The organism is Streptomyces sp. NPDC090088, from assembly GCF_044747345.1.
Classification (GTDB): Bacteria; Actinomycetota; Actinomycetes; order Streptomycetales; family Streptomycetaceae; genus Streptomyces.
In genome coordinates, this window is record NZ_JBIVDZ010000002.1 from 1,002,022 (window position 1) to 1,020,650 (window position 18,629).

24 protein-coding genes are annotated in these 18,629 nt (G+C 71.4%); 10 read left to right on the forward strand and 14 right to left on the reverse strand.

Features of this window, described 5'->3' with window-relative positions:
* Positions 1-10: 10 nt before the first annotated feature.
* The gene (locus tag ACIPSJ_RS13245; protein WP_006142322.1) at positions 11-268 is read right to left on the reverse strand and encodes a WhiB family transcriptional regulator; all 258 of its coding nucleotides are present in this window, start codon (positions 266-268) and stop codon (positions 11-13) included.
* A 320-nt stretch (positions 269-588) separates the two neighbouring features.
* On the reverse strand, positions 589-1,557 hold the full coding sequence (locus ACIPSJ_RS13250; protein ID WP_365693294.1) for a diacylglycerol kinase family protein: 969 nt from the start codon (positions 1,555-1,557) through the stop codon (positions 589-591).
* Between the two features lie 116 nt (positions 1,558-1,673).
* Here ACIPSJ_RS13250 and ACIPSJ_RS13255 point away from each other — a divergent pair, with 116 nt between their 5' ends.
* Entirely contained in the window at positions 1,674-2,114 is a 441-nt protein-coding gene (locus tag ACIPSJ_RS13255) for a hypothetical protein (protein ID WP_365693293.1), read from the forward strand.
* A 13-nt stretch (positions 2,115-2,127) separates the two neighbouring features.
* Here the strand turns inward: ACIPSJ_RS13255 and ACIPSJ_RS13260 are convergent, their stop codons facing one another.
* The 3 genes from ACIPSJ_RS13260 to ACIPSJ_RS13270 form a co-directional block, all read right to left on the reverse strand.
* Positions 2,128-3,222 (reverse strand): RNA polymerase sigma factor SigF, encoded by a 1,095-nt coding sequence (locus ACIPSJ_RS13260; protein ID WP_393666469.1) that lies wholly within the window; start codon positions 3,220-3,222, stop codon positions 2,128-2,130.
* On the reverse strand, positions 3,219-3,632 hold the full coding sequence (locus tag ACIPSJ_RS13265) for an anti-sigma regulatory factor (RefSeq protein ID WP_004925829.1): 414 nt from the start codon (positions 3,630-3,632) through the stop codon (positions 3,219-3,221). Before ACIPSJ_RS13265 ends, ACIPSJ_RS13260 begins: the two co-directional genes overlap by 4 nt.
* 277 nt (positions 3,633-3,909) lie before the next feature.
* A complete protein-coding gene (locus ACIPSJ_RS13270; RefSeq protein WP_359220230.1) occupies positions 3,910-4,170 on the reverse strand; it encodes a UBP-type zinc finger domain-containing protein in 261 nt (86 codons plus the stop codon).
* A gap of 61 nt (positions 4,171-4,231) precedes the next feature.
* On the opposite strand from ACIPSJ_RS13270, the gene ACIPSJ_RS13275 reads away from it, so the two are divergent.
* Complete coding sequence (locus tag ACIPSJ_RS13275; RefSeq protein ID WP_401345583.1) at positions 4,232-5,827, forward strand: Na+/H+ antiporter; 1,596 nt, start codon at positions 4,232-4,234, stop codon at positions 5,825-5,827.
* 38 nt (positions 5,828-5,865) lie between these two features.
* Here the strand turns inward: ACIPSJ_RS13275 and ACIPSJ_RS13280 are convergent, their stop codons facing one another.
* Both ACIPSJ_RS13280 and ACIPSJ_RS13285 read right to left on the reverse strand, forming a co-directional pair.
* The gene (locus ACIPSJ_RS13280) at positions 5,866-6,774 is read right to left on the reverse strand and encodes a 1-aminocyclopropane-1-carboxylate deaminase/D-cysteine desulfhydrase (protein WP_401345585.1); all 909 of its coding nucleotides are present in this window, start codon (positions 6,772-6,774) and stop codon (positions 5,866-5,868) included.
* A gap of 23 nt (positions 6,775-6,797) precedes the next feature.
* Positions 6,798-7,388, reverse strand: a complete 591-nt coding sequence (locus ACIPSJ_RS13285) for an N-acetylmuramoyl-L-alanine amidase (RefSeq protein WP_359220238.1) — start codon at positions 7,386-7,388, stop codon at positions 6,798-6,800.
* A gap of 277 nt (positions 7,389-7,665) precedes the next feature.
* Here ACIPSJ_RS13285 and ACIPSJ_RS13290 point away from each other — a divergent pair, with 277 nt between their 5' ends.
* The 4 genes from ACIPSJ_RS13290 to ACIPSJ_RS13305 all read left to right on the forward strand — a co-directional run bounded on the left by ACIPSJ_RS13290 (position 7,666) and on the right by ACIPSJ_RS13305 (position 11,127).
* Positions 7,666-9,072 carry a family 2B encapsulin nanocompartment shell protein gene (locus tag ACIPSJ_RS13290; protein ID WP_365693282.1) on the forward strand — a complete coding sequence of 469 codons (1,407 nt, stop codon included), beginning with the start codon at positions 7,666-7,668 and terminating at the stop codon, positions 9,070-9,072.
* A gap of 113 nt (positions 9,073-9,185) precedes the next feature.
* Positions 9,186-10,313, forward strand: coding sequence for a family 2 encapsulin nanocompartment cargo protein polyprenyl transferase (locus ACIPSJ_RS13295; RefSeq protein WP_401345587.1), 1,128 nt, complete (start codon positions 9,186-9,188; stop codon positions 10,311-10,313).
* A gap of 175 nt (positions 10,314-10,488) precedes the next feature.
* The gene (locus tag ACIPSJ_RS13300; protein WP_401345589.1) at positions 10,489-10,719 is read left to right on the forward strand and encodes a hypothetical protein; all 231 of its coding nucleotides are present in this window, start codon (positions 10,489-10,491) and stop codon (positions 10,717-10,719) included.
* Positions 10,720-10,794: 75 nt separating this feature from the next.
* Positions 10,795-11,127 (forward strand): DUF952 domain-containing protein, encoded by a 333-nt coding sequence (locus ACIPSJ_RS13305; protein WP_401345591.1) that lies wholly within the window; start codon positions 10,795-10,797, stop codon positions 11,125-11,127.
* Here the strand turns inward: ACIPSJ_RS13305 and ACIPSJ_RS13310 are convergent.
* The 6 genes from ACIPSJ_RS13310 to ACIPSJ_RS13335 all read right to left on the reverse strand — a co-directional run bounded on the left by ACIPSJ_RS13310 (position 11,093) and on the right by ACIPSJ_RS13335 (position 15,095).
* Positions 11,093-11,860 (reverse strand): VOC family protein, encoded by a 768-nt coding sequence (locus tag ACIPSJ_RS13310; RefSeq protein WP_401345593.1) that lies wholly within the window; start codon positions 11,858-11,860, stop codon positions 11,093-11,095. The genes ACIPSJ_RS13305 and ACIPSJ_RS13310 overlap by 35 nt on opposite strands.
* Positions 11,861-11,915: 55 nt before the next feature.
* On the reverse strand, positions 11,916-12,326 hold the full coding sequence (locus ACIPSJ_RS13315) for a VOC family protein (RefSeq protein WP_355718569.1): 411 nt from the start codon (positions 12,324-12,326) through the stop codon (positions 11,916-11,918).
* Positions 12,327-12,363: 37 nt separating this feature from the next.
* Positions 12,364-12,900 (reverse strand): Clp protease N-terminal domain-containing protein, encoded by a 537-nt coding sequence (locus tag ACIPSJ_RS13320; protein WP_401345595.1) that lies wholly within the window; start codon positions 12,898-12,900, stop codon positions 12,364-12,366.
* Complete coding sequence (locus tag ACIPSJ_RS13325) at positions 12,881-14,203, reverse strand: tetratricopeptide repeat protein (RefSeq protein WP_401345597.1); 1,323 nt, start codon at positions 14,201-14,203, stop codon at positions 12,881-12,883. The genes ACIPSJ_RS13320 and ACIPSJ_RS13325 overlap by 20 nt, the downstream gene beginning before the upstream one ends.
* A gap of 1 nt (position 14,204) precedes the next feature.
* Positions 14,205-14,570, reverse strand: coding sequence for a hypothetical protein (locus ACIPSJ_RS13330; RefSeq protein ID WP_401345599.1), 366 nt, complete (start codon positions 14,568-14,570; stop codon positions 14,205-14,207).
* A gap of 126 nt (positions 14,571-14,696) precedes the next feature.
* Entirely contained in the window at positions 14,697-15,095 is a 399-nt protein-coding gene (locus ACIPSJ_RS13335) for a helix-turn-helix transcriptional regulator (protein ID WP_355718558.1), read from the reverse strand.
* A 106-nt stretch (positions 15,096-15,201) separates the two neighbouring features.
* Here ACIPSJ_RS13335 and ACIPSJ_RS13340 point away from each other — a divergent pair, with 106 nt between their 5' ends.
* The 4 genes from ACIPSJ_RS13340 to ACIPSJ_RS13355 all read left to right on the forward strand — a co-directional run bounded on the left by ACIPSJ_RS13340 (position 15,202) and on the right by ACIPSJ_RS13355 (position 18,158).
* Complete coding sequence (locus ACIPSJ_RS13340) at positions 15,202-16,356, forward strand: anion permease (protein WP_401345601.1); 1,155 nt, start codon at positions 15,202-15,204, stop codon at positions 16,354-16,356.
* A 14-nt stretch (positions 16,357-16,370) separates the two neighbouring features.
* Positions 16,371-16,601 carry a hypothetical protein gene (locus tag ACIPSJ_RS13345; RefSeq protein WP_359220858.1) on the forward strand — a complete coding sequence of 77 codons (231 nt, stop codon included), beginning with the start codon at positions 16,371-16,373 and terminating at the stop codon, positions 16,599-16,601.
* Between the two features lie 27 nt (positions 16,602-16,628).
* Complete coding sequence (ppk2, locus tag ACIPSJ_RS13350; protein ID WP_401345604.1) at positions 16,629-17,534, forward strand: polyphosphate kinase 2; 906 nt, start codon at positions 16,629-16,631, stop codon at positions 17,532-17,534.
* A gap of 96 nt (positions 17,535-17,630) precedes the next feature.
* Complete coding sequence (locus ACIPSJ_RS13355) at positions 17,631-18,158, forward strand: GNAT family N-acetyltransferase (protein ID WP_359220854.1); 528 nt, start codon at positions 17,631-17,633, stop codon at positions 18,156-18,158.
* A gap of 27 nt (positions 18,159-18,185) precedes the next feature.
* Here ACIPSJ_RS13355 and sodN read toward each other — a convergent pair whose 3' ends face one another.
* Positions 18,186-18,581, reverse strand: coding sequence for a superoxide dismutase, Ni (gene sodN / locus ACIPSJ_RS13360; protein WP_355718546.1), 396 nt, complete (start codon positions 18,579-18,581; stop codon positions 18,186-18,188).
* Between the last annotated feature and the right edge of the window lie 48 nt (positions 18,582-18,629).

Genomic DNA, 18,629 nt, shown 5'->3' on the forward strand with positions numbered 1-18,629 from the left:
GTGGGTCGGATCAGGCGGAGGCCTGACGGGCCCGGTTGCGGGCGGCACGGCGCTTCATCGCGCGACGCTCGTCCTCGCTGAGGCCACCCCAGACGCCGGAGTCCTGGCCGGACTCGAGCGCCCACTGCAGACACTGGTCCATAACAGGACAGCGACGGCAGACGGCCTTGGCTTCCTCGATCTGCAGCAGCGCAGGACCAGTGTTGCCGATGGGGAAGAAGAGCTCGGGGTCTTCCTCGCGGCAAACGGCGTTGTGACGCCAGTCCATGGCTGCTACCTCTCCTTGGTATTACATGCACGTTGCTTGTGAATGTGAACGCTTTCACGAATCCCTCAACAAGTGAAGGGCCGACCGCCAGGTTCCCTGGCAGGGGTCCTGTGAGTTGAAGGGGGATTCCGGTGATCAGTGGAGGCCGGTCTTGCGGGCCGTCCCGATCGCCACGTAGAGCCTCGCAAACCTCAGCGACGGATACAACCCCTTCCGGAAAGTTTTTTTTGATTCCTCGGTGTCGACTGGGTCACAGCCGTACTTCCATGGGGTGGATCCTGGCCTAAACGTTCGAGTGAAAGGACTTTAGCCCGTTCCGCTCACACAATCACACGCAGTGCACTGCGTACGCCTGTGAACGTCACGCTCGTACGCAGTCCTAGGTGGTCGCCGTCCATCTGGAGGGGCAGAGGGACCTTCGAATGCAAGGTGAACCGGTCCAGGTCGTGCAGGGACACCGCGTGCTTTCCATGGGGTCCGCGCTCGGGGGACGAAGTGAGCAACTGCGTGCCATACCGGGCAGCCGCGGCGGTCGACAGACGGCTGAGACCGAGCACGTCGATGCCCTTATCGAACGAGGCCTTAGGCGACGTGTACATCGGGCGATTGCCGAGATACGTCCAGGGCGAGGTGTTGCAGACTATCGCCACGACAAGATCCGTGATCGGGTCCGCGCCGTCCCGCTCCAGGGTGATCGTCCCGTGCCGGCGGTGCTGTTCGCCGAGGAACTGCCGGACGACCTGGCGCACGTACAGCGCGTGCGTGGACTTCTTGCCGAGTTCGCGCTGCTGCTCGACCCGGCCGACCACGCCGGCGTCGAAGCCGAGCCCCGCGTTGAAGGTGAACCAGCGGGCCGGGACCGCCTCGTCCTCGGTGCCGGGCGTACCGGCGGTCAGGCCGAGACCGACGAGACGCTCGCGCTTCTCGCGCAGCGCGTCCAGCAGGGCGCCGGTGGCCTCGACCGGGTCGTTGGGCAGGCCGAGGGCGCGGGCGAAGACATTGGTGGAGCCGCCGGGGACCACGGCGAGACCGGGCAGCCGGTCCGGGTCGGGGCCGTTGTGCAGGAGGCCGTTGACCACCTCGTTGACCGTGCCGTCGCCGCCGAGCGCCACGACGAGGTCGATGTCGTCGCTCTCCGCGGCCTGCCGGGCCAGGTCGCGGGCGTGGCCGCGGTACTCGGTGGTGACCGCCTCCAGCTTCACTTCGCTCGCGAGCGCGTGGATCAGGACATCGCGCCTACGTGCGCTTGTGGTGGTTGCCGCCGGATTGACCACGAGAAGTGCACGCATGGATTGCAGCGTACCTACTGGGAAGTACCGGGCCCAGACCGAGTTAGGGATCGGGTAAGAGAAAGGGGCGTGAGCCTGAACACTTACGGGTGTCAGCCGAGGGCTACCCTGCTGGGGTGAGTGAAGCACCTGCGGCTGAGAAGACCGACGGAATCGAGGCGCCCCGTCCGCCGCGGCTGACGTACGCCGCCGCGCTGGTCGGGCTGGAAGGGCTCGCCCTGCTGGCCGGCGGGGTCTGGCTGGCCGTGCTCGGCGTCACCGGGGATCCGGACGACCGGGGGCAGGCGATCACCGGGGGCGTCACCCTGGTCGTGCTCGCGCTGCTGCCGTTGCTCGCCGCGCGGGGGTTGCTGCGGCGGAAGAGCTGGAGCCGGGGGCCGGCGGTGATCACCCAGATCATGGCGTTGCCGGTGGCGTACAGCCTGCTGCAGGCCGACAGCGTGGCGATTCCGGTGGGGATTGTTCTCGCCGTGGTGGCGATTGCTTCGCTGGTGCTGCTGGTGAACTCGGCCACCACCCAGGCCCTTGGGATCAAGGGGCCCGGGCGCAGTAGCTGATCCGCGGGGCGCTCTACTCCTCCACCAGCAACTTCTCCCGCAGCTGGGCCAAGGTCCTCGCCAGCAGCCGTGAGACGTGCATCTGGCTGATGCCGACCTCCTGGGCGATCTGGGACTGGGTCATGTTGCCGAAGAAGCGGAGGAGAAGGATCCGCTTCTCTCGGGGCGGGAGGTCTTCGAGGAGGGGCTTGAGGGACTCGCGGTACTCGACGCCCTCCAGTGCCTCGTCCTCCGCGCCGAGGGTGTCGGCGACCGCCGGGGACTCGTCGTCGGTGTCGGGAACGTCCAGGGACAGCGTGGAGTAGGCGTTGGCCGACTCCAGGCCCTCCAGGACCTCCTCCTCCGAGATCGCGAGCTTCTCGGCCAGTTCGTGGACCGTGGGGGAGCGGCCGTGCTGCTGGGACAGCTCCGCCGTGGCGGTGGTGAGCGCGAGGCGCAGCTCCTGGAGGCGGCGCGGGACGCGGACCGCCCAGCCCTTGTCGCGGAAGTGGCGCTTGATCTCGCCGACCACGGTGGGGGTGGCGTACGTGGAGAACTCCACGCCCCGGTCCGGGTCGAAGCGGTCGACCGACTTGATCAGGCCGATCGTGGCGACCTGGGTGAGGTCGTCCAGCGGCTCGCCGCGGTTGCGGAACCGGCGTGCGAGGTGCTCCACGAGCGGCAGATGCATCCGGACCAGCCGGTTGCGCAGCTCCGCGTACTCGGCGCTGCCCTCCTTCAGCCCGCGCAGCTCGACGAACAAGGCGCGCGCCCCGCTGCGGTCCTGAGGCGTGTGCTGGGTCGCCTGTACTACCTCCGCGGCCAGCGCCTCGTTCTCGGCGTATCGCTCGTGCTCGCTCATCGTCCCGCCCGTCGCCCTTCCACGAGCCCTCGCCCCGGCTCGGTGCGGGGCCGTGGCCCCGTTCCGTCCTTCCGGGGGCGCGCTCTGCACGGCACCCTCAAGACCGACCTGCGCGGAGGGGTCCTCCGGGTGCGGCCTGGCCTGTTCCGGGATGCCGTCGATGCCGTCAGCCATGCGGCGGGAACCGGTCTCGGGGTCTTCGCCCCCGGCCGGCAGTTCCCGTGTGCCGCGTTCTTCGTCCCGCACCGGCCCGTCCCCGTTCCTCACGCCGGCCCGGGTCCCGCGCCGCGCTGTTTGTAGAGGCTGATCGACACGGTCTTGTCCTCGTCGACGGCCGACGAGACCTTGCCCGCCAGGGCCGAGAGCACGGTCCAGGCGAATGTGTCGCGCGAAGGGGCGTGGCCGTCCGTGGTCGGGGCGGAGACCGTGACCTCCAGCGAGTCGTCGACGAGGCGGAAGACACAGCTGAGCACCGAGCCGGGAACGGCCTGCTGGAGCAGGATCGCGCACGCCTCGTCCACAGCGATGCGCAGATCCTCGATCTCGTCCAGGGTGAAGTCCAAGCGGGCGGCGAGACCGGCCGTGGCCGTGCGCAGCACCGACAGGTAGGCACCCGCAGCCGGCAGCCGGACTTCCACGAAGTCCTGGGTCGCGGGCTCGCCTGCGATCTGGGACACCCTCACCTCCATGGTGGTACAAGCTTTTCGGGGCCGAGGGTCGCCCCCCGGGGTAACGCACTACGTGGTTCAGCGGTGACGCTACCGCGCTCCGAACTTTTCTGTCCCGGGACCCCAACCCCCTGGCGTCACTCACAGTAAACCTGTGGATACGCTCCGTGTCTAGAGGTCTGCCTTGGCCAATTGGGAAGAGCGCGCGCCGGGTTGACGTACCCCGGTGTCGAACCGTCGAACCGTCGGTCTTCGGCAGCTGTGGTGCGGTAGCTGTGGTGCAGTGTCACACGAGGACGTGGTCGACGAAGCACCAGCGCCAGTCCTCGCCGGGCTCGAAGGTCCGCATTATCGGGTGGCCGGACGTCTCGTGGTGGCCCGTCGCATGTCTTCCCCGCGACGAGTCGCAGCAGCCGACGTGGCCGCAGCTCAGACAGACCCGCAGCTGGACCGGGTGCCAGCCGCGTTCGAGACACTCCGGGCAGGTCTTGTTCAGCGGCTCGGGTTCCGGGTGCGGCAGCGCGCCGGCATGCGTGCACTGTTTCATGATTGCCAGATTACGACGGGTGTGCGGGTGGCCGCGCGAAAAAAGAGGGCGGGCGAGGACCATGGACGTGTTGCCACTGCTGTTGCTGGTGGCGGGGAGCGCCGCGATCGCGGCGGCGGCCCGGCGCACCCCGGTGCCCGCGCCCCTGCTCCTGGTGGCGGTCGGCCTGGCGGTGTCGTACATCCCCGGCGTACCGGACTACACCCTCGACCCCGAGGTGGTCCTCCCGCTGCTGCTGCCCCCGCTCCTCTACACCTCGGCGTCCGACAGCTCCTACCTCGACCTGCGCGCCCAGATGAGACCGGTCGCGCTGCTCTCGGTCGGATACGTCCTGTTCGCCACCGTGGTGGTCGGCTGGGCCGTCTACCTGCTGGTACCGGGCATGCCGCTGACGGCCGCGCTGGTGCTGGGCGCGGTGGTGGCGCCGCCGGACGCGGTGGCGGCGACGGCGGTCGCGCGGCGGGTCGGACTGCCGTCGCGGATCACGACCATCCTCCAGGGCGAGTCGCTGCTCAACGACGCCACCGCGATCACCGCCTACAAGGTGGCCCTCGCGGCGGCCGTCGGCGAGGGCGCCACCTGGGCCGGCGGCATCGAGGAGTTCCTGCTCGCGGCGGTGGGCGGCGTGGGCGTCGGCCTGATCCTGATGGCCCCGCTGCACTGGCTGCGCACCCACCTGAAGGAACCGCTCCTGCAGAACACGCTCTCCCTGCTCATCCCGTTCGTCGCCTACGGCGTCGCCGAGCAGTTCCACGCCTCCGGTGTGCTCGCCGTCGTGGTCGTCGCCCTCTACCTCGGCCACCGCGCCTGGGAGGTCGACTTCGCCACCCGCCTCCAGGAGGAAGCGGTGTGGAAGATGGTCGCGTTCATCCTGGAGTCGGCGGTCTTCGCGCTGATCGGCCTGCAACTGCCGGTCGTCCTGCGGGGACTCGGGGCGTACGAGGGCGCCGAGGCCGTCTGGTACGCGGTGGCCGTCTTCCTGGTGGTGGTCGCGGCCCGCTTCGCCTGGGTCTACCCGGCGACCTTCCTGCCCCGGACGGTCTCCGCGCGGATCCGCGAACGCGAGTCGAACCCCACCTGGAGGGGCGCGATGGTGACCTCGTGGGCGGGGATGCGCGGGGTGGTCTCGCTGGCCATCGCCTTCTCGATCCCGGTCACTGTGCACGGCGGCGGTGCCTTCCCGCACCGCAACCTGATCCTGTTCCTGACCTTCACCACGGTGATCGGCACGCTGGTGGTGCAGGGCCTGACCCTGCCCCCGCTGATCCGGCGGCTGCGCTTCCCCGGCCGTGACCCGCAGGCCGAGACCCTTGCCGAGGCCAACGCCCAGGCCCAGGCGTCCCGCGCGGCCGAGAACCGGCTCGACGAGCTCCTCTCCGACGAGCGCAACGAACTGCCCCCGCCGCTGGCCGACCGCCTACGCGACGTCCTGGAGCGCCGCCGCAACGCCGTCTGGGAGCGCCTCGGCCAGACCAATCCCGTCACCGGCGAGTCCGTCGACGACACCTACCGCCGACTCTCCCGCGACATGATCAGCGCCGAACGCGAGGTCTTCGTGCGCCTCCGCGACCACCGCTACATCGACGACGAGATGCTGCGCACCCTGCTGCGCCGGCTGGACCTGGAGGAGGCCGCCGCCTACCGGGAGGCCGGGTGAGCCCGCGGCGGGCCGGGTGAGCCCGCGGCGGCGGGCGGTCAGGCGGTGATCACCGCGGCCACCGCCGTCCCCCGCGCGAACGCCCCCTCCGTCGCCAGCGCGACAAGTCCGTACAGCAACTTGGCGACATACAGCCGCTCCACCGCAAGGCCGTGGCGCGCCTCGAAGTCCGCCGCGAAGGCGTGCAGTTCGGGCGTGGTGCGCCCGTACCCGCCGCAGTGGAACCGCTCGTCGAGCGACCAGTCCCCGCGTCGCCCGCCGAACGCCTCCGCCTGTAGCCGCGCGATCTCGCCGTCCAGGAAACCGCCCTTGAGCACCGGCACCCCCAACACCCGCTGAGCGGCCCCGAGACCGGCGGCCAGCCCCGCCAGTGTGCCCCCTGTGCCGCACGCGATCGCCACCACGTCCGCCCGCCCCCGCAGCTCCTCCCCGAGGGCCCGGCAGCCGCGTACCGCGGCCGCGTTGCTGCCGCCCTCGGGCACCACGTACGCGTCCTCGGCCCCGGCGGCCCGCAGCAGACCGGCCAGCGTCTCCGGCTCCGCCTTCCGGCGATACGTCGACCTGTCGACGAAGCGCAGCCGCATGCCGTCGGCGGCGCACCGGGCGAGGGACGGGTTGAGCGGCCGGCCGGCCAGTTCGTCGCCCCGCACCACCCCGACCGTCGGGAGGCCGAGGAGCCGGCCGGCGGCGGCCGTGGCCCGCAGGTGGTTGGAGTACGCGCCGCCGAAGGTGAGGAGCGGCCGGCCGGCCGCCGCCTCGATGTTCGGGACCAGTTTGCGCCACTTGTTGCCGACCAGATCCGGGTGGATCAGGTCGTCCCGCTTGAGCAGCAGCCGGACGCCGTGCCGGGCGAAACGGTCGTCGGCCACCTCCTGGAGCGGGGAGGGAAGCCGGGGCTTGAGTATGTCGGCGCCGGTCACGCCGTCATTGTCGCCCGGAGCGGGCATCTCGGGTCACCGCGGGCGGCGGGTCACTTCAGGCGGTCCCGGACGCGCTCGCGCAGCCAGGCCATCGTGAAGCCGCGCGGGTCTACTTTCCCCGGCTGCCACTCCGAGTGGCCGATCACCGACCGCTCGGTCCAGCCGTGCCGCCGGCACACCGCCGCGGCCACCTTCTCGACCGCCTCCAGCTGGGCCTGGGGCCAGGGGTCCTCGCCGTCGCCCAGGTTCTCGCACTCGAAGCCGTAGAAATGCCGGTTGCCGTCGGTGTTCGCCTCGTTGTCCGGAGGCAGGGCCTTCTCGGCGATCACGGCGCGCAGGACGTCGTCGTCACCCGCGCCCGCGTGGTTGGCGCGGCCGTAGCCGACGAGGTGGACCGTGCCGTCCTTGGTGATGACGCCGTGGCAGAGCGGGCCGGGGAGTCCGGCGTAGCCGTCGTGGCAGAGCCGGACCGTGTGGTCGGCGCCGCTGGTCACCGTGTGGTGGATCATCACGCCGTGGACCGGGCCCCAGGGGCCCTTGTGGTTCCGGTTGTGCTCCCGCCAGTCGCCGACCTCGACGACCCTGACGCCCGCGTCCCGCAGCGCGTCGAGGAAAGCGTTCGCGGACATGGGTGGGGCCATGACCGCCTCCTTCACTTTCGTGGTGGCTTGTGACGGAACTTCTACAGAAGCCCGGATGTGCTGACCACCCCGTTCGAACCGCGTGCGAGTCGATCCGGACAAGTCGGCATATCGCGGGGCGATGGATCGTGTGATCGATCGGCATGCCCAGTAGTCCGATGATCTATTCCCGCTCTTTCGGGTAATGGCACCGGCACGCTCCGTGATGACAGGGTGGCCCGTGAGACCGATGCGCGGACAGTTCGGCGTCCGCGCAGGTATGGGAGGGCATTTCCTTATGTCGGTAGGCGAAGAGGTCCGCACGGATCAGGGCAAGCCGCAGCAGTCTCTGGACACGGCGGCAGCGCGGAACCTGGCCACCACGACCAAGTCCGCGCCACAGATGCAGGAGATCAGTTCCCGCTGGCTGCTGCGGACCCTGCCCTGGACCGACGTCCAGGGTGGTACGTACCGGGTGAACCGACGGCTCACCTACACGGTCGGCGACGGCCGTATCACCTTCCTGAAGACCGGCGACCGCGTCGAGGTCATCCCCGCGGAGCTGGGCGAACTGCCCGTCCTGCGGTCCTACGAGGATCAGGAGGTCCTGGGCGAACTGGCCTCGCGCTGCCGGCAGCGCGACTTCGCCCCCGGCGAGATCATCGCCTCGTTCGGCAACCAGACGGACGAGGTCTACCTGCTCGCCCACGGCCGCGTGGAGAAGATCGGCACCGGCCCGTACGGCGACGACGCGGTCCTCGGCGTCCTCGCCGACGGCGCGCACTTCGGCGAGACGGGCCTGATCGACCCGGACGCCATCTGGGAGTACACCGCCCGCGCGGACACCGCCTGCACCGTGCTCACCCTGTCCCGGCAGGACTTCGAGCAGGTGGCCGAGCGCGCCGACTCGCTGCGCGAGCACCTCCAGCAGCTGCGCGCGATCCCCGAGCAGCGCACCAACAAGTACGGCGAGAAGGAGGTCGACCTCGCGGCCGGCCACAGCGGCGAGCCCGACATCCCGCACACTTTCGTCGACTACGAGGCCCGGCCGCGCGAGTACGAGCTGAGCATCGCCCAGACCGTGCTGCGCATCCACACCCGCGTCGCCGACCTCTACAACCAGCCCATGAACCAGACCGAGCAGCAGCTGCGGCTCACCGTCGAGGCGTTGAAGGAGCGCCAGGAGCACGAACTCGTCAACAACCCGGAGTTCGGCCTGCTCAGCAACTGCCAGTACGACCAGCGGCTGCAGCCGCACGACGGCGTGCCCAGCCCGGACGACATGGACGAGCTGCTCAGCCGCCGGCGCGGCACCAAGCTCTTCCTCGCCCACCCGCGCGCGATCGCCGCCTTCGGCCGCGAGCTCAACAAGCGCGGACTGGTCCCGGAGAGCGTCGAGATCGGCGGCAACCGCATCCCGACCTGGCGCGGCGTCCCGATCTACCCGTGCAACAAGATCCCGGTCACCGAGGCCCGGACCACCTCGATCATCGCCATGCGTACCGGCGAGGCCGACCAGGGCGTCATCGGGCTGCGGCAGTCGGGGATCCCCGACGAGATCGAGCCGAGCCTCTCGGTCCGCTTCATGGGCATCAACGAGCAGGCGATCATCAGTTACCTGGTCACGGCCTACTACTCGGCGGCCGTGCTGGTCCCGGACGCGCTCGGCGTGCTGGAGAACGTCGAGATCGGCCGCTGGAGGTGACGTTTCCGCACTTGGCGGCCGTGTTCCCGCCCTTCGGGGCGGGTACACCCTCGGGGTACGTGCCGAGCCGGGGCGGGGACGCCGCGGTACGCGCACTCCGCGAGGGGGAGGCCATGGCCGAGTTCGTGACGCAGCGGCAGCACGGTCCGACGGAGGTGACGCCGCGGGACTCGGCGTCGACCGGGACACCCGACTGGGCCGAGCCGCTCGACGGAGCCGAGGCGACGGCCCTGCTGGACCGCGCCCGCGCCTTCGTCGACCCCGAACTGCGCACGGCCGTCGAGTCGTTGCCCGGCTCGATGCGGCGGATCGCCCGCTACCACCTCGGCTGGGAGGACGCGGACGGCACCCCGGCCGCGGGCAACGCGGGCAAGGCCATCCGCCCGGCGCTGGTCCTCGCCGCCGCCGACGCGCTCGGCGGAGCGGGAGCCCGCGCGGTCGCCGTACGGGCCGCGGCCGCCGTGGAACTGGTGCACAACTTCACCCTGCTGCACGACGACGTCATGGACCGGGACACCTCCCGCAGGCACCGGCCCACCGCCTGGACCGTGTTCGGCGACGCCGACGCGATCCTCGCCGGGGACGCCCTCCAGGCGCTGGCCCTCAGGCTGCTCGCCGAGGACCCGCACCCGGCGTCCGGCGCGGCCGCCGCCCGGCTCGCCGACTGCGTCCTCGAACTCTGCGCCGGGCAGCACGCGGACACCGCCATGGAGCACCGGGCGCCCGAGGAGGTCACCCTCGACGAGGCGCTCGCCATGGCCGAGGCCAAGACCGGCGCGCTGCTCGGCTGCGCCTGCGCCCTGGGCGCGCTGTACGCCGGGGCGGGAGCGGCGGACGTGGCCGCGCTCGACGGCTTCGGCCGGCAGGCCGGGCTCGCCTTCCAGCTGATCGACGACGTCATCGGGATATGGGGCGACCCACGGCGCACCGGCAAGCCGGCCGGCGCGGACCTGGCCGCCCGCAAGAAGTCCCTGCCGGTCGTCGCCGCCCTCACCTCCGGCACCCCCGCCGCCGGCGAACTCGCCGCGCTGTACGGCAGCCCGCACGCCCGGGCCGACGCCGACGAGATCGCGCGTACGGCACGGGCCGTGGAGCGGGCGGGCGGCCGGGACTGGGCGCAGTCCGAGGCGGCCGACCGGATGGCCCGGGCGGTGCAGGAACTCGCCCGTGCCGTGCCCGACCCCGAGTCGGCGGGCGGCCTGCTGGCGCTCGCCGAGTTCGTGACCCGGCGCAGCCGGTGAAGACCCCGGAGTCCCCGGGACCGCGCGGCTCCTGACCCCGCGCGGACCCCCGGGGGCTCCGGCCCGACGGGTCCCGCACATCCCCACGGTGTGCGGGGCCCGCCGACTCACGCGGGCCCCGGCGCATCCCGGCCGGCGGCGGGCGCCGCGCCCGGCTCCGGCCTACGCTGGGGACATGACCAGCCAGGACCAGGCCTGTCCGGTCTGCGGACAGCCCGTCGAGAGCGTGGTGCACCGGCACAAGACGCTGGGCGCCTGGGTTCCGGTGTGGGGGCCCGGCCCCTGCCGCAACCCCGCCTGCGCCGAGTACTCCGGACCACCGATCCCCCAGGAACAGCCGCCCCCGCGGCCCGCCCCGGCGTCGGGGGAGTCACCTCCACCGGAAACCGCCGTGAATGAGTCCTGAGCGCGGCCCGAGGTTCCCGGGACGGCACCGGCGCCCCTGGTGGGAGCCGCCCGGCCGACGCCGTAGCGTGAGCGCATGACCGGACTGCCGAACATCCTGCACATCACCGAGCGCTCCCTGTGGGAGGAGGCCCGCGCGCGAGGCGCCTACGAGTGGTCCACCCGGGGCCGCACCGTCTCGGAGGAGGGCTTCATCCACTGCTCCACCCCCGACCAACTCCCGCGCGTGGCAGCCTTCTTGTACGGCTCCTACGAGGGCCCGGACGAGCTGGTGGTACTGGTCGTGGACCCGGCCCGGGTCGGCGTGCCGGTGAAGTGGGAGGCGATGAAGCCGGGCGGCGAGGAGTTCCCGCACGTGTACGGGCCGATCCCGGTCACGGCCGTGGTGGAGGTGCGCCCGTGGCCGTGACGGCCGACAGGCCGCCCGTCTCCGGGTCCCGGCCGGTCAGGCAGTAGACGCCGCCCGCCGGGTCGCGCATCACCGCCCAGCGCGGGCCGTCGGCCAGGTGCACGGCGCCGAGTTCCTCGTGCCGGGCCCGGGTCGCCGCGATGTCCGCGCAGGCCAGGTCGAGATGGGCGGCGGCGGGCTGTTCGCCGTCCAGCCGCTGGAGCAGGATCCGCACCGGCAGCCCGGCCGGCGGCCTGAGCACCCGGAACTCCGGCAGCGCGCCGGCCAGCAGCTCCCAGCCGGTCAGTTCGGCCCAGAACGCGGTCTCCGATTCGTAGGCGGACGGCGGGATGTCGAGGCTGAGCTGGTCGAGCCGGCTGCCCGCCACCACCGGCGGCCGGACCGACTCCCCGTGCCAGGGCACCGCGCAGAACGACTGCCCGCCGGGCGACCGCAGCACGGCCCACCCGTCGTGCTCGGCGACCGTCTCGGCGCCCAGCTCCCGGGCTCGCTTCAGCAGCCCCGGCACATCCTCGACGCAGAGATCCAGGTGGGCTCCGCCGGGGCCCGCGTCGACCCCCTGGACCTTGACGCAGGCGTCCACACCGCTGGCCGGCAGCAGCGTCACGAACTCGTCGTTCTCACCACGGGGCGCGGAGAGGAAGGTGCCGGTGACCGCCGTCCAGAAGGCCTGGGCGGCGGCCAGGTGCGCGAGGGGGCGGTCGGCGAAGGCGTACGTCCAGCGGATGCTCATGGACGGGATCGTAAAGGGGGCACCCGCCGGCCACCGGCGTTCGGCGGGCGGCCGCTTACCGGCGTTCCATGAATCGCAGCAGGTTCCCGGCCGGGTCCCGGAACGCGCAGTCCCGTACGCCCCAGTGCTGGTCCGTCGGCTCCTGGAGCACCTCGCCGCCGTACTCCCGCACCCGCTCGTACAGCGCGTCGCAGTCGGTGGTGGAGAAGATCACCCCGCGCAGCATGCCCTTGGCCAGCAGCTCGGCCATGGCCTGCCGGTCGGCGGGGGAGGCGTCCGGATTGGCGCCGGGCGGCTCCAGCACGATCTCCACGCCCGGCTGCAGCGGCGACCCGACGGTCACCCACCGCATCCCCTCGAACTCCACGTCGTTGTGGACCTCCAGGCCGAGGACATCACGGTAGAAGGCCAGCGCCTTGTCGTGGTCGTCGACGGCGATGAAGCACTGCGCGAGTTTTACGTCCATGGGGTCAGGCTAGGGCGATCCCGGCCGCGGTGCTTGGTCAGCTCATGGCCCAGACGTAGGGGTCGTGGTCCGGGGGCGGGACGGCCCGCGCGACGGGGATTTCGGGGCCGGGCGGCGGGCCGGCGGCCGGGGCCCCGGTGAGGGAGGCCAGCAGCGTGCGGGCGAGCGGGTCGCCGAGGGGCCGGCGGGGCGGCGGGGGGTCGGTCCGGTGCGCCGACAGGACGTCCGCGATCACCGTGTTCGCGCCGGCCAGCAGGGCGAGCAGGATGTGGAACGGCTGCACGAGCCGATGGCCGAGCCGGTCGGCCTCCACGGCGGCCACCTCGAACACGGCGCTCGTCTCGCCGGTCAGCGGCAGGAAGTCGCCCGGCTCGGCCGTGCCCTTGCCGAGGGCGGTGACCAGCTCCGCGCGCACCGCCCCGAAAGGCGCGTTGGGCAGCCCTTCGAGCTGGTCCTCACGGAGGAGGGCCAGCAGGACATGCCCGGGCTCGACATACCAGTGCCGGAGCGCACGCGCCTCCTCGTGCGCGCGGTCCACCACGAGGTGCGCGCGCTCACCGAACCTCTCGTACATCGCTCACCCCCGCCAGATCCTCCCGTGCCCTGCGGGTGTGCGGATGTTCCGCCCCCAGCACCCGCGCCCGTACCGCCACCACCTCCCGCAGCAGCGCCCGTGCCTCCGCCCGGCCGCCGGTGAACGTCAGGTTCCGGGCGAGCAGGTGCCGGGTCCGCAGGGTGTGCGGATGGTCCGTGCCCAGCACCCGCCCCCGGTCCGCCAGCAGCACCCGGAACATCCCCACCGCCTCCTCCCGGTGCCCCGCCTCGCCGAGGTTGACGGCGAGGAACTGGCGGGTGCGCAGGGTGTCCTCGTGGTCCGGGCCGAGCAGCCGCAGCTGGTCGGCGAGGAGCGGGCGCAGCAGGCCGGCCGCCGCCGCGGGGCTGCCGGCGCCGCCCAGGCTGTGCGCGTGGGCCTGGCGGCCGCGCAGGGTGTCCGCGTGCTCGGCGCCCAGGATCCGGGTCTGCTCGTCGACGATCCCGCGGAGCCGCTCGGCCGCCCCCGCCCAGTCCCCGGCCTTGCCCTGCTCGACGGCGGCGGCCTGGCGGTCGCGGAGTCCGGGGCCCGCGGTGCCGGCGAACGCGCGGTTGATCCCGAGGGCGATCGAACCGGCCGTGCCGACGCCCCGGTTGAGCGGGGTGGGCAGGCCCTCGGCGGCCATGACCGCCCGCAGCCCGCGATAGAGGTCGTCGACGGTGAGCAACTCGGGTCCGCCGGCCATCCCTTCGCGCAGCAGCCGGATCAACCGTCCGGAGAACGCGGTGTGTTCCTCGCCGGGGAGGGCGAGGGCGACCTGGTCGCGCTGGGCGGAGGTCAGGACGTAGGTGCCGGCCACCTCCAGCTGGTCGATCCGCCCGGCTCCCGTACCCGTACCGAGCGAGTCGCCGACCGCGCGGCCGGAGAAGCAGCAGTCGAGGACCACCACCTTGGTCTCGGCGGGGGAGTCGAGGACGGCGTCGCGGAGTTTGTCGTACTCCAGGGAGTTGAACTCGGGCGCCTCCCAGCGGCTGTCGGGCAGCGCGAGGTACAGGCCGTGGCGGCGGCCGGCGACCAGGCCGTGACCGGCGTAGAAGACCAGCAGGAGGTCCTCGGCCCCGGCGACGGCGGAGCGCAGCCGGTCGCCGACCGTGCGCAGGTCGCCGTCGTCGAGCAGGACCGTGCAGTGGCCGTCCGGGACGAGCCCGTGCGCCGGCTCGGTGAGCAGCGCGGCGAGGTCGGCGACGGTCTTCTCGACGGCCGGCAGATCCGGCAGTTCCGGGTCGGCGTAGCGGCTCGCGCCGATCAGGACGACCCGGGAGCGGCGGGGGTCGGGAAGGCGCACGTCACTCCCGTACGTCCGGCTGGTCCAGGGCCTGCCGCAGCAGCTGCTCCACGTCCTCGCGGCTGACCCGGCGGGCGTCGATCTCGACGGTGGGGCCGTTCTCCCGTCCGACGGTCAGCTTCACGTCGCTGCGGCGTGGCTGGGTGATCCAGGCGCGCAGGCAGGAGGCGAGGACCGTGAGCGGGCCGCCCGCGCCGAGCAGCACGGACACGGTGTCCAGCGGGACGCCCAGCCGGCCCTCGGCCGGGGCGCGCCCGACCGGCCGGACCCGGCCGGCGAGCGCCGGCTCGCCTCTGAGCCAGTCGGTCAGGGACTCGGCGTCCGTGACCGGGGCGGCGCTCAGGACAGAGATGAATGCGGTGGTCACGGCTCCCCCGAATGCTTCCGGCGACCCTGTGCACAAACCTTGTCGGGCAACGATGTTGACGGTGACGGCCAGTGTACGGCGGGGGAGCGCTGAGTGACCTGCCCGGGGAGGGGGCGGAGCGCGCGGTCAGTACGGGCGGCGGCGTGGCCGGGTGAAGGTGCGGGCCACGCAGGACGGGATCACCGTGCTCTCCTCGTGGTCCCGGGCCCGGTACGCGCTCGGCGTCTCCCCGACCAGCTCGGTGAACCGTGAGCTGAAGGACCCCAGCGAGGTACAGCCGACGGCCATGCAGACCTCGGTCACCGTGAGGTCGCCGCGCCGCAGCAGCGCCTTGGCCCGTTCGACCCGCCGGGTCATGAGATAGCTGTACGGGGTCTCCCCGAAGGCCTTGCGGAAGCTGCGCTGGAAGTGGCCGGGGGACATGAGGGCGGTGCGCGCCAGCTCGGTCATGTCGAGCGCCTCGGCGTACTCCCGGTCCATGCGGTCGCGCGCGCGGCGCAGCCGCCTCAGGTCCTCCAGGGTCATAACCCCAGCATGACATGCACATCCCGTACCTGGACCGGGCTTGTTCTTGAACCTTCGTTCGCTTCCGGTTCTCGCGTAATTGGCTCACGCTTGTTTGCATAGAAGAATGGACCACATCACGTTCCTCGTGGCGGTCGTGATCGTCACAGCACTGGCGTTCGACTTCACCAATGGGTTTCACGACACGGCGAACGCGATGGCCACGTCCATCGCGACAGGCGCGCTCAAACCGAAGACAGCCGTACTGATCAGTGGCGTACTGAACCTGGTCGGTGCCTTCCTCTCCACGGAGGTCGCCAAGACGATCTCCGGCGGCATTGTGAACGACGCCAAGGTGACTCCGGCGATGATCTTCGCGGGGCTCGTGGGGGCGATCCTCTGGAATCTGGTGACCTGGCTGGTCGGGTTGCCCTCCAGTTCCTCGCACGCCCTGTTCGGCGGGCTGATCGGCGCGGTGTGGGTCGGTGCGGGGTCCGGTGCGATCAACTTCGACAAGGTTGTCGAGAAGATCATCATCCCGGCGTTCGCGTCTCCGGTGGTGGCGGGGGTCGCCGCGCTGATCGCGACGTACTGCGCCTACAAGCTCACCCACCGCGGCCGCGCGGAGTCCGTGACCAAGGGCTTCCGGCTCGGGCAGATCGGCTCCGCCTCGCTGGTCTCGCTCGCGCACGGCACCAACGACGCCCAGAAGACGATGGGCATCATCACGCTGACCCTGATCTCCGTCGGCGCGCTCCCGGGCGACGCCGGCCCGCCGCTGTGGGTGATCTTCAGCGCGGGTCTCGCCATCGCCCTCGGCACCTACATCGGCGGCTGGCGGATCATCCGCACCATGGGCAAGGGTCTGACGGAGATCCAGTCCCCGCAGGGCTTCGCGGCGGAGACCGCTTCCACGGCCGTCATCCTGACCTCCGCCCACATGGGCTTCGCGCTGTCCACCACGCAGGTCGCCTCCGGTTCCATCCTCGGCGCGGGCGTCGGCCGGCGGCTCGCGGAGGTCCGCTGGGGCGTGGCCGGCCGTATGGTGGCCGCCTGGGTGATCACCCTGCCCTGTGCCGCGCTGGTCGGCGGCATCTCGGCGGACGCGGTCAAGCACGGCGGCAACTTCGGCACGGTCGTGGTCGCGCTGGTCGGCGCCGCGCTCGCGGCGGGCATCGTGCTGCTCTCGCGGCGCAACCCGATCGACGCGAAGAACGTCAACGACGGGCACGAGGTCGCCATCCGCACCACGCCTCCGTCCAACGTCGGCACCGCCGCCTGAGTCAGGGAGTCCCCATGAGCATCGACTGGACCTCACTCGGCGAGGTCACCGCGGTGAGCATCGGAGTTACATTCGCAGTGGTGGTCGTCTTCGCCTTCGGCGTCCTCGGGTTCGCCCGTCACGAGGACGCCAAGGAGCACGGCGGCACCAGCACGGTCGGCATCGCCCAGGCGGGGCTGTGCTTCCTCGCCTGCGCGGCCGTGGTGGCGTACGGCATCTACCTGATCGTGCCGCAGTTCCACTGACCCCACTTATGCGCTGAGGAGGACTGGATGACGACGCCGGACCTGCTGTCCGAGCTGGCCGACCTGAAGGTCGACTACAGCGACCCGGACGACCCCGTACTCATCCGCCCGGACGGGTCCCCGATCGACACCTGGCGGGAGAACTACCCGTACGCGTCCCGTATGGAGCGCAAGGAGTACGAGTGGCACAAGCGGCTGCAGCAGATCGAACTGCTGAAGCTGCAGACCTGGATCAAGGAGACGGGACGCCGGATCGTCATCGTCTTCGAGGGCCGGGACGCGGCCGGCAAGGGCGGCACGATCAAGCGCTTCACGGAGCACCTGAACCCCCGTGGCGCGCGTGTGGTGGCGCTGGAGAAGCCGACCGAGCGCGAGAGCGGTCAGTGGTACTTCCAGCGCTATGTCGAGTACCTCCCGACCGCCGGCGAGATCGTGATGTTCGACCGGTCCTGGTACAACCGGGCCGGCGTCGAGCGGGTCATGGGCTTCTGCTCGGACGACCAGTACCGGCGCTTCATGCGCCAGGCCCCGCTGTTCGAGCGGATGCTCGTGGACGACGGCGTCGACCTGGTGAAGTTCTGGTTCTCGGTCTCGCAGGGCGAGCAGCGGACCCGCTTCACGATCCGGCAGGTCGACCCGGTACGGCAGTGGAAGCTCAGCCCGATGGACCTGGCCTCGCTGGACCGCTGGGACGACTACACGGCCGCGAAGGTCGCCATGTTCCGTGAGACGGACACGGAGTACGCGCCCTGGACCGTGGTCAAGAGCAACGACAAGAAGCGGGCCCGCGTCGAGGCCATGCGCAGCGTGCTGGCCCGCTTCGACTACGCCGACAAGGACGATGAGGTCGTCGGCAGCCCGGACCCGCGGATCGTGGGCGCGGCGGCGGGCCTCCTGGAGGCCGGCGAGGACGACCACGACGGCGGGCACTAGCACCGCCACCGCAGCGGCCGGCCGGATCCCCGGCCGGCCGCTTTGCATGTGGAACCGGATGGACACGGCTCGGCCCGGTGTCCCAGGATCTTCCGTATGATCCGCGACGCCACCGAGCACGACATTCCCGAGATCCGCGCGATGATCCGCGAACTCGCCGCGTACGAGCGGGCCGTGGAGCAGGCCCGGGCCACCGACGAGCAGCTCCGCGAGGCGCTGTTCGGCGCCCGCCCCGCCGCCTACGCCCTGATCGCCGAGGACGACACCACGGGCGAGGTCGTGGGCTACGCCCTGTGGTTCCCGCGCTTCTCGACCTGGACCGGCACCCGGGGCATCCACCTGGAGGACCTCTACGTACGGCCCCACGCCCGCGGCGGCGGCCACGGCAGGTCCCTGCTCGCCTCCCTCGCCGCGCTCTGTCTGCGCAGCGGCTACGAGCGCTTCGAGTGGTGGGTCCTGGACTGGAACGAGCCGGCGGTCGACTTCTACCGGTCCCTCGGCGCGGACTTCCTGGACGAGTGGCGGATCTGCCGCCTGACCGACGAGCCGCTCAGAAAGCTGGCACGGCAGGAAAAAACCGCACCCGGACCCCGGGAAGACCGGGGTCCGGGTGCGGCTGGGTAAGACCGGCACAACTCAAAAGGCCATGGTTCAGGCCTTCTTGGTCTCCCAGAAGATCTTGTCGATCTCGGCGATGAGCTCCAGGGCCTTCTCGCCGGTCTTCGGGTCCGTGGACGCCTTGGCGGCGGACAGGGCCTTCAGGGTGTCGTTCACCAGGACGTGCAGCTGGGGGTACTTCTCGAAGTGCGGGGGCTTGAAGTAGTCGCTCCACAGCACCGAGACGTGGTGCTTGGCGAGCTCGGCGCGCTGCTCCTTGATGACAACGGCGCGGGCCTGGAAGTGCGGGTCGTCGTTGGCGGCCATCTTCTCCTGCACGGCCTTCACCGACTCCGCCTCGATGCGGGCCTGGGCCGGGTCGTACACGCCGCAGGGCAGGTCGCAGTGGGCGCTGACCTTGACCTTGGGGGCAAACAGGCGGGAAAGCATGGAGCATTCCTTCCTCGTGATCGTCTTCTCAGGTGGGACATTACTCCC

Excerpts from the sequence above, each read along its gene's own strand:
- ACIPSJ_RS13245 (WP_006142322.1), bottom strand. The coding sequence starts at position 268 with ATGGACTGGCGTCACAACGCCGTTTGCCGCGAGGAAGACCCCGAGCTC.
- ACIPSJ_RS13250 (WP_365693294.1), bottom strand. The coding sequence starts at position 1,557 with ATGCGTGCACTTCTCGTGGTCAATCCGGCGGCAACCACCACAAGCGCA.
- ACIPSJ_RS13270 (WP_359220230.1), bottom strand. The coding sequence starts at position 4,170 with ATGAAACAGTGCACGCATGCCGGCGCGCTGCCGCACCCGGAACCCGAG.
- ACIPSJ_RS13275 (WP_401345583.1), top strand. The coding sequence starts at position 4,232 with ATGGACGTGTTGCCACTGCTGTTGCTGGTGGCGGGGAGCGCCGCGATC.
- ACIPSJ_RS13280 (WP_401345585.1), bottom strand. The coding sequence starts at position 6,774 with ATGCCCGCTCCGGGCGACAATGACGGCGTGACCGGCGCCGACATACTC.
- ACIPSJ_RS13285 (WP_359220238.1), bottom strand. The coding sequence starts at position 7,388 with ATGGCCCCACCCATGTCCGCGAACGCTTTCCTCGACGCGCTGCGGGAC.
- ACIPSJ_RS13290 (WP_365693282.1), top strand. The coding sequence starts at position 7,666 with ATGTCGGTAGGCGAAGAGGTCCGCACGGATCAGGGCAAGCCGCAGCAG.
- ACIPSJ_RS13295 (WP_401345587.1), top strand. The coding sequence starts at position 9,186 with ATGGCCGAGTTCGTGACGCAGCGGCAGCACGGTCCGACGGAGGTGACG.
- ACIPSJ_RS13300 (WP_401345589.1), top strand. The coding sequence starts at position 10,489 with ATGACCAGCCAGGACCAGGCCTGTCCGGTCTGCGGACAGCCCGTCGAG.
- ACIPSJ_RS13305 (WP_401345591.1), top strand. The coding sequence starts at position 10,795 with ATGACCGGACTGCCGAACATCCTGCACATCACCGAGCGCTCCCTGTGG.
- ACIPSJ_RS13310 (WP_401345593.1), bottom strand. The coding sequence starts at position 11,860 with ATGAGCATCCGCTGGACGTACGCCTTCGCCGACCGCCCCCTCGCGCAC.
- ACIPSJ_RS13315 (WP_355718569.1), bottom strand. The coding sequence starts at position 12,326 with ATGGACGTAAAACTCGCGCAGTGCTTCATCGCCGTCGACGACCACGAC.
- ACIPSJ_RS13320 (WP_401345595.1), bottom strand. The coding sequence starts at position 12,900 with ATGTACGAGAGGTTCGGTGAGCGCGCGCACCTCGTGGTGGACCGCGCG.
- ACIPSJ_RS13335 (WP_355718558.1), bottom strand. The coding sequence starts at position 15,095 with ATGACCCTGGAGGACCTGAGGCGGCTGCGCCGCGCGCGCGACCGCATG.
- ACIPSJ_RS13340 (WP_401345601.1), top strand. The coding sequence starts at position 15,202 with ATGGACCACATCACGTTCCTCGTGGCGGTCGTGATCGTCACAGCACTG.
- ACIPSJ_RS13345 (WP_359220858.1), top strand. The coding sequence starts at position 16,371 with ATGAGCATCGACTGGACCTCACTCGGCGAGGTCACCGCGGTGAGCATC.
- ppk2 (WP_401345604.1), top strand. The coding sequence starts at position 16,629 with ATGACGACGCCGGACCTGCTGTCCGAGCTGGCCGACCTGAAGGTCGAC.
- ACIPSJ_RS13355 (WP_359220854.1), top strand. The coding sequence starts at position 17,631 with ATGATCCGCGACGCCACCGAGCACGACATTCCCGAGATCCGCGCGATG.
- sodN (WP_355718546.1), bottom strand. The coding sequence starts at position 18,581 with ATGCTTTCCCGCCTGTTTGCCCCCAAGGTCAAGGTCAGCGCCCACTGC.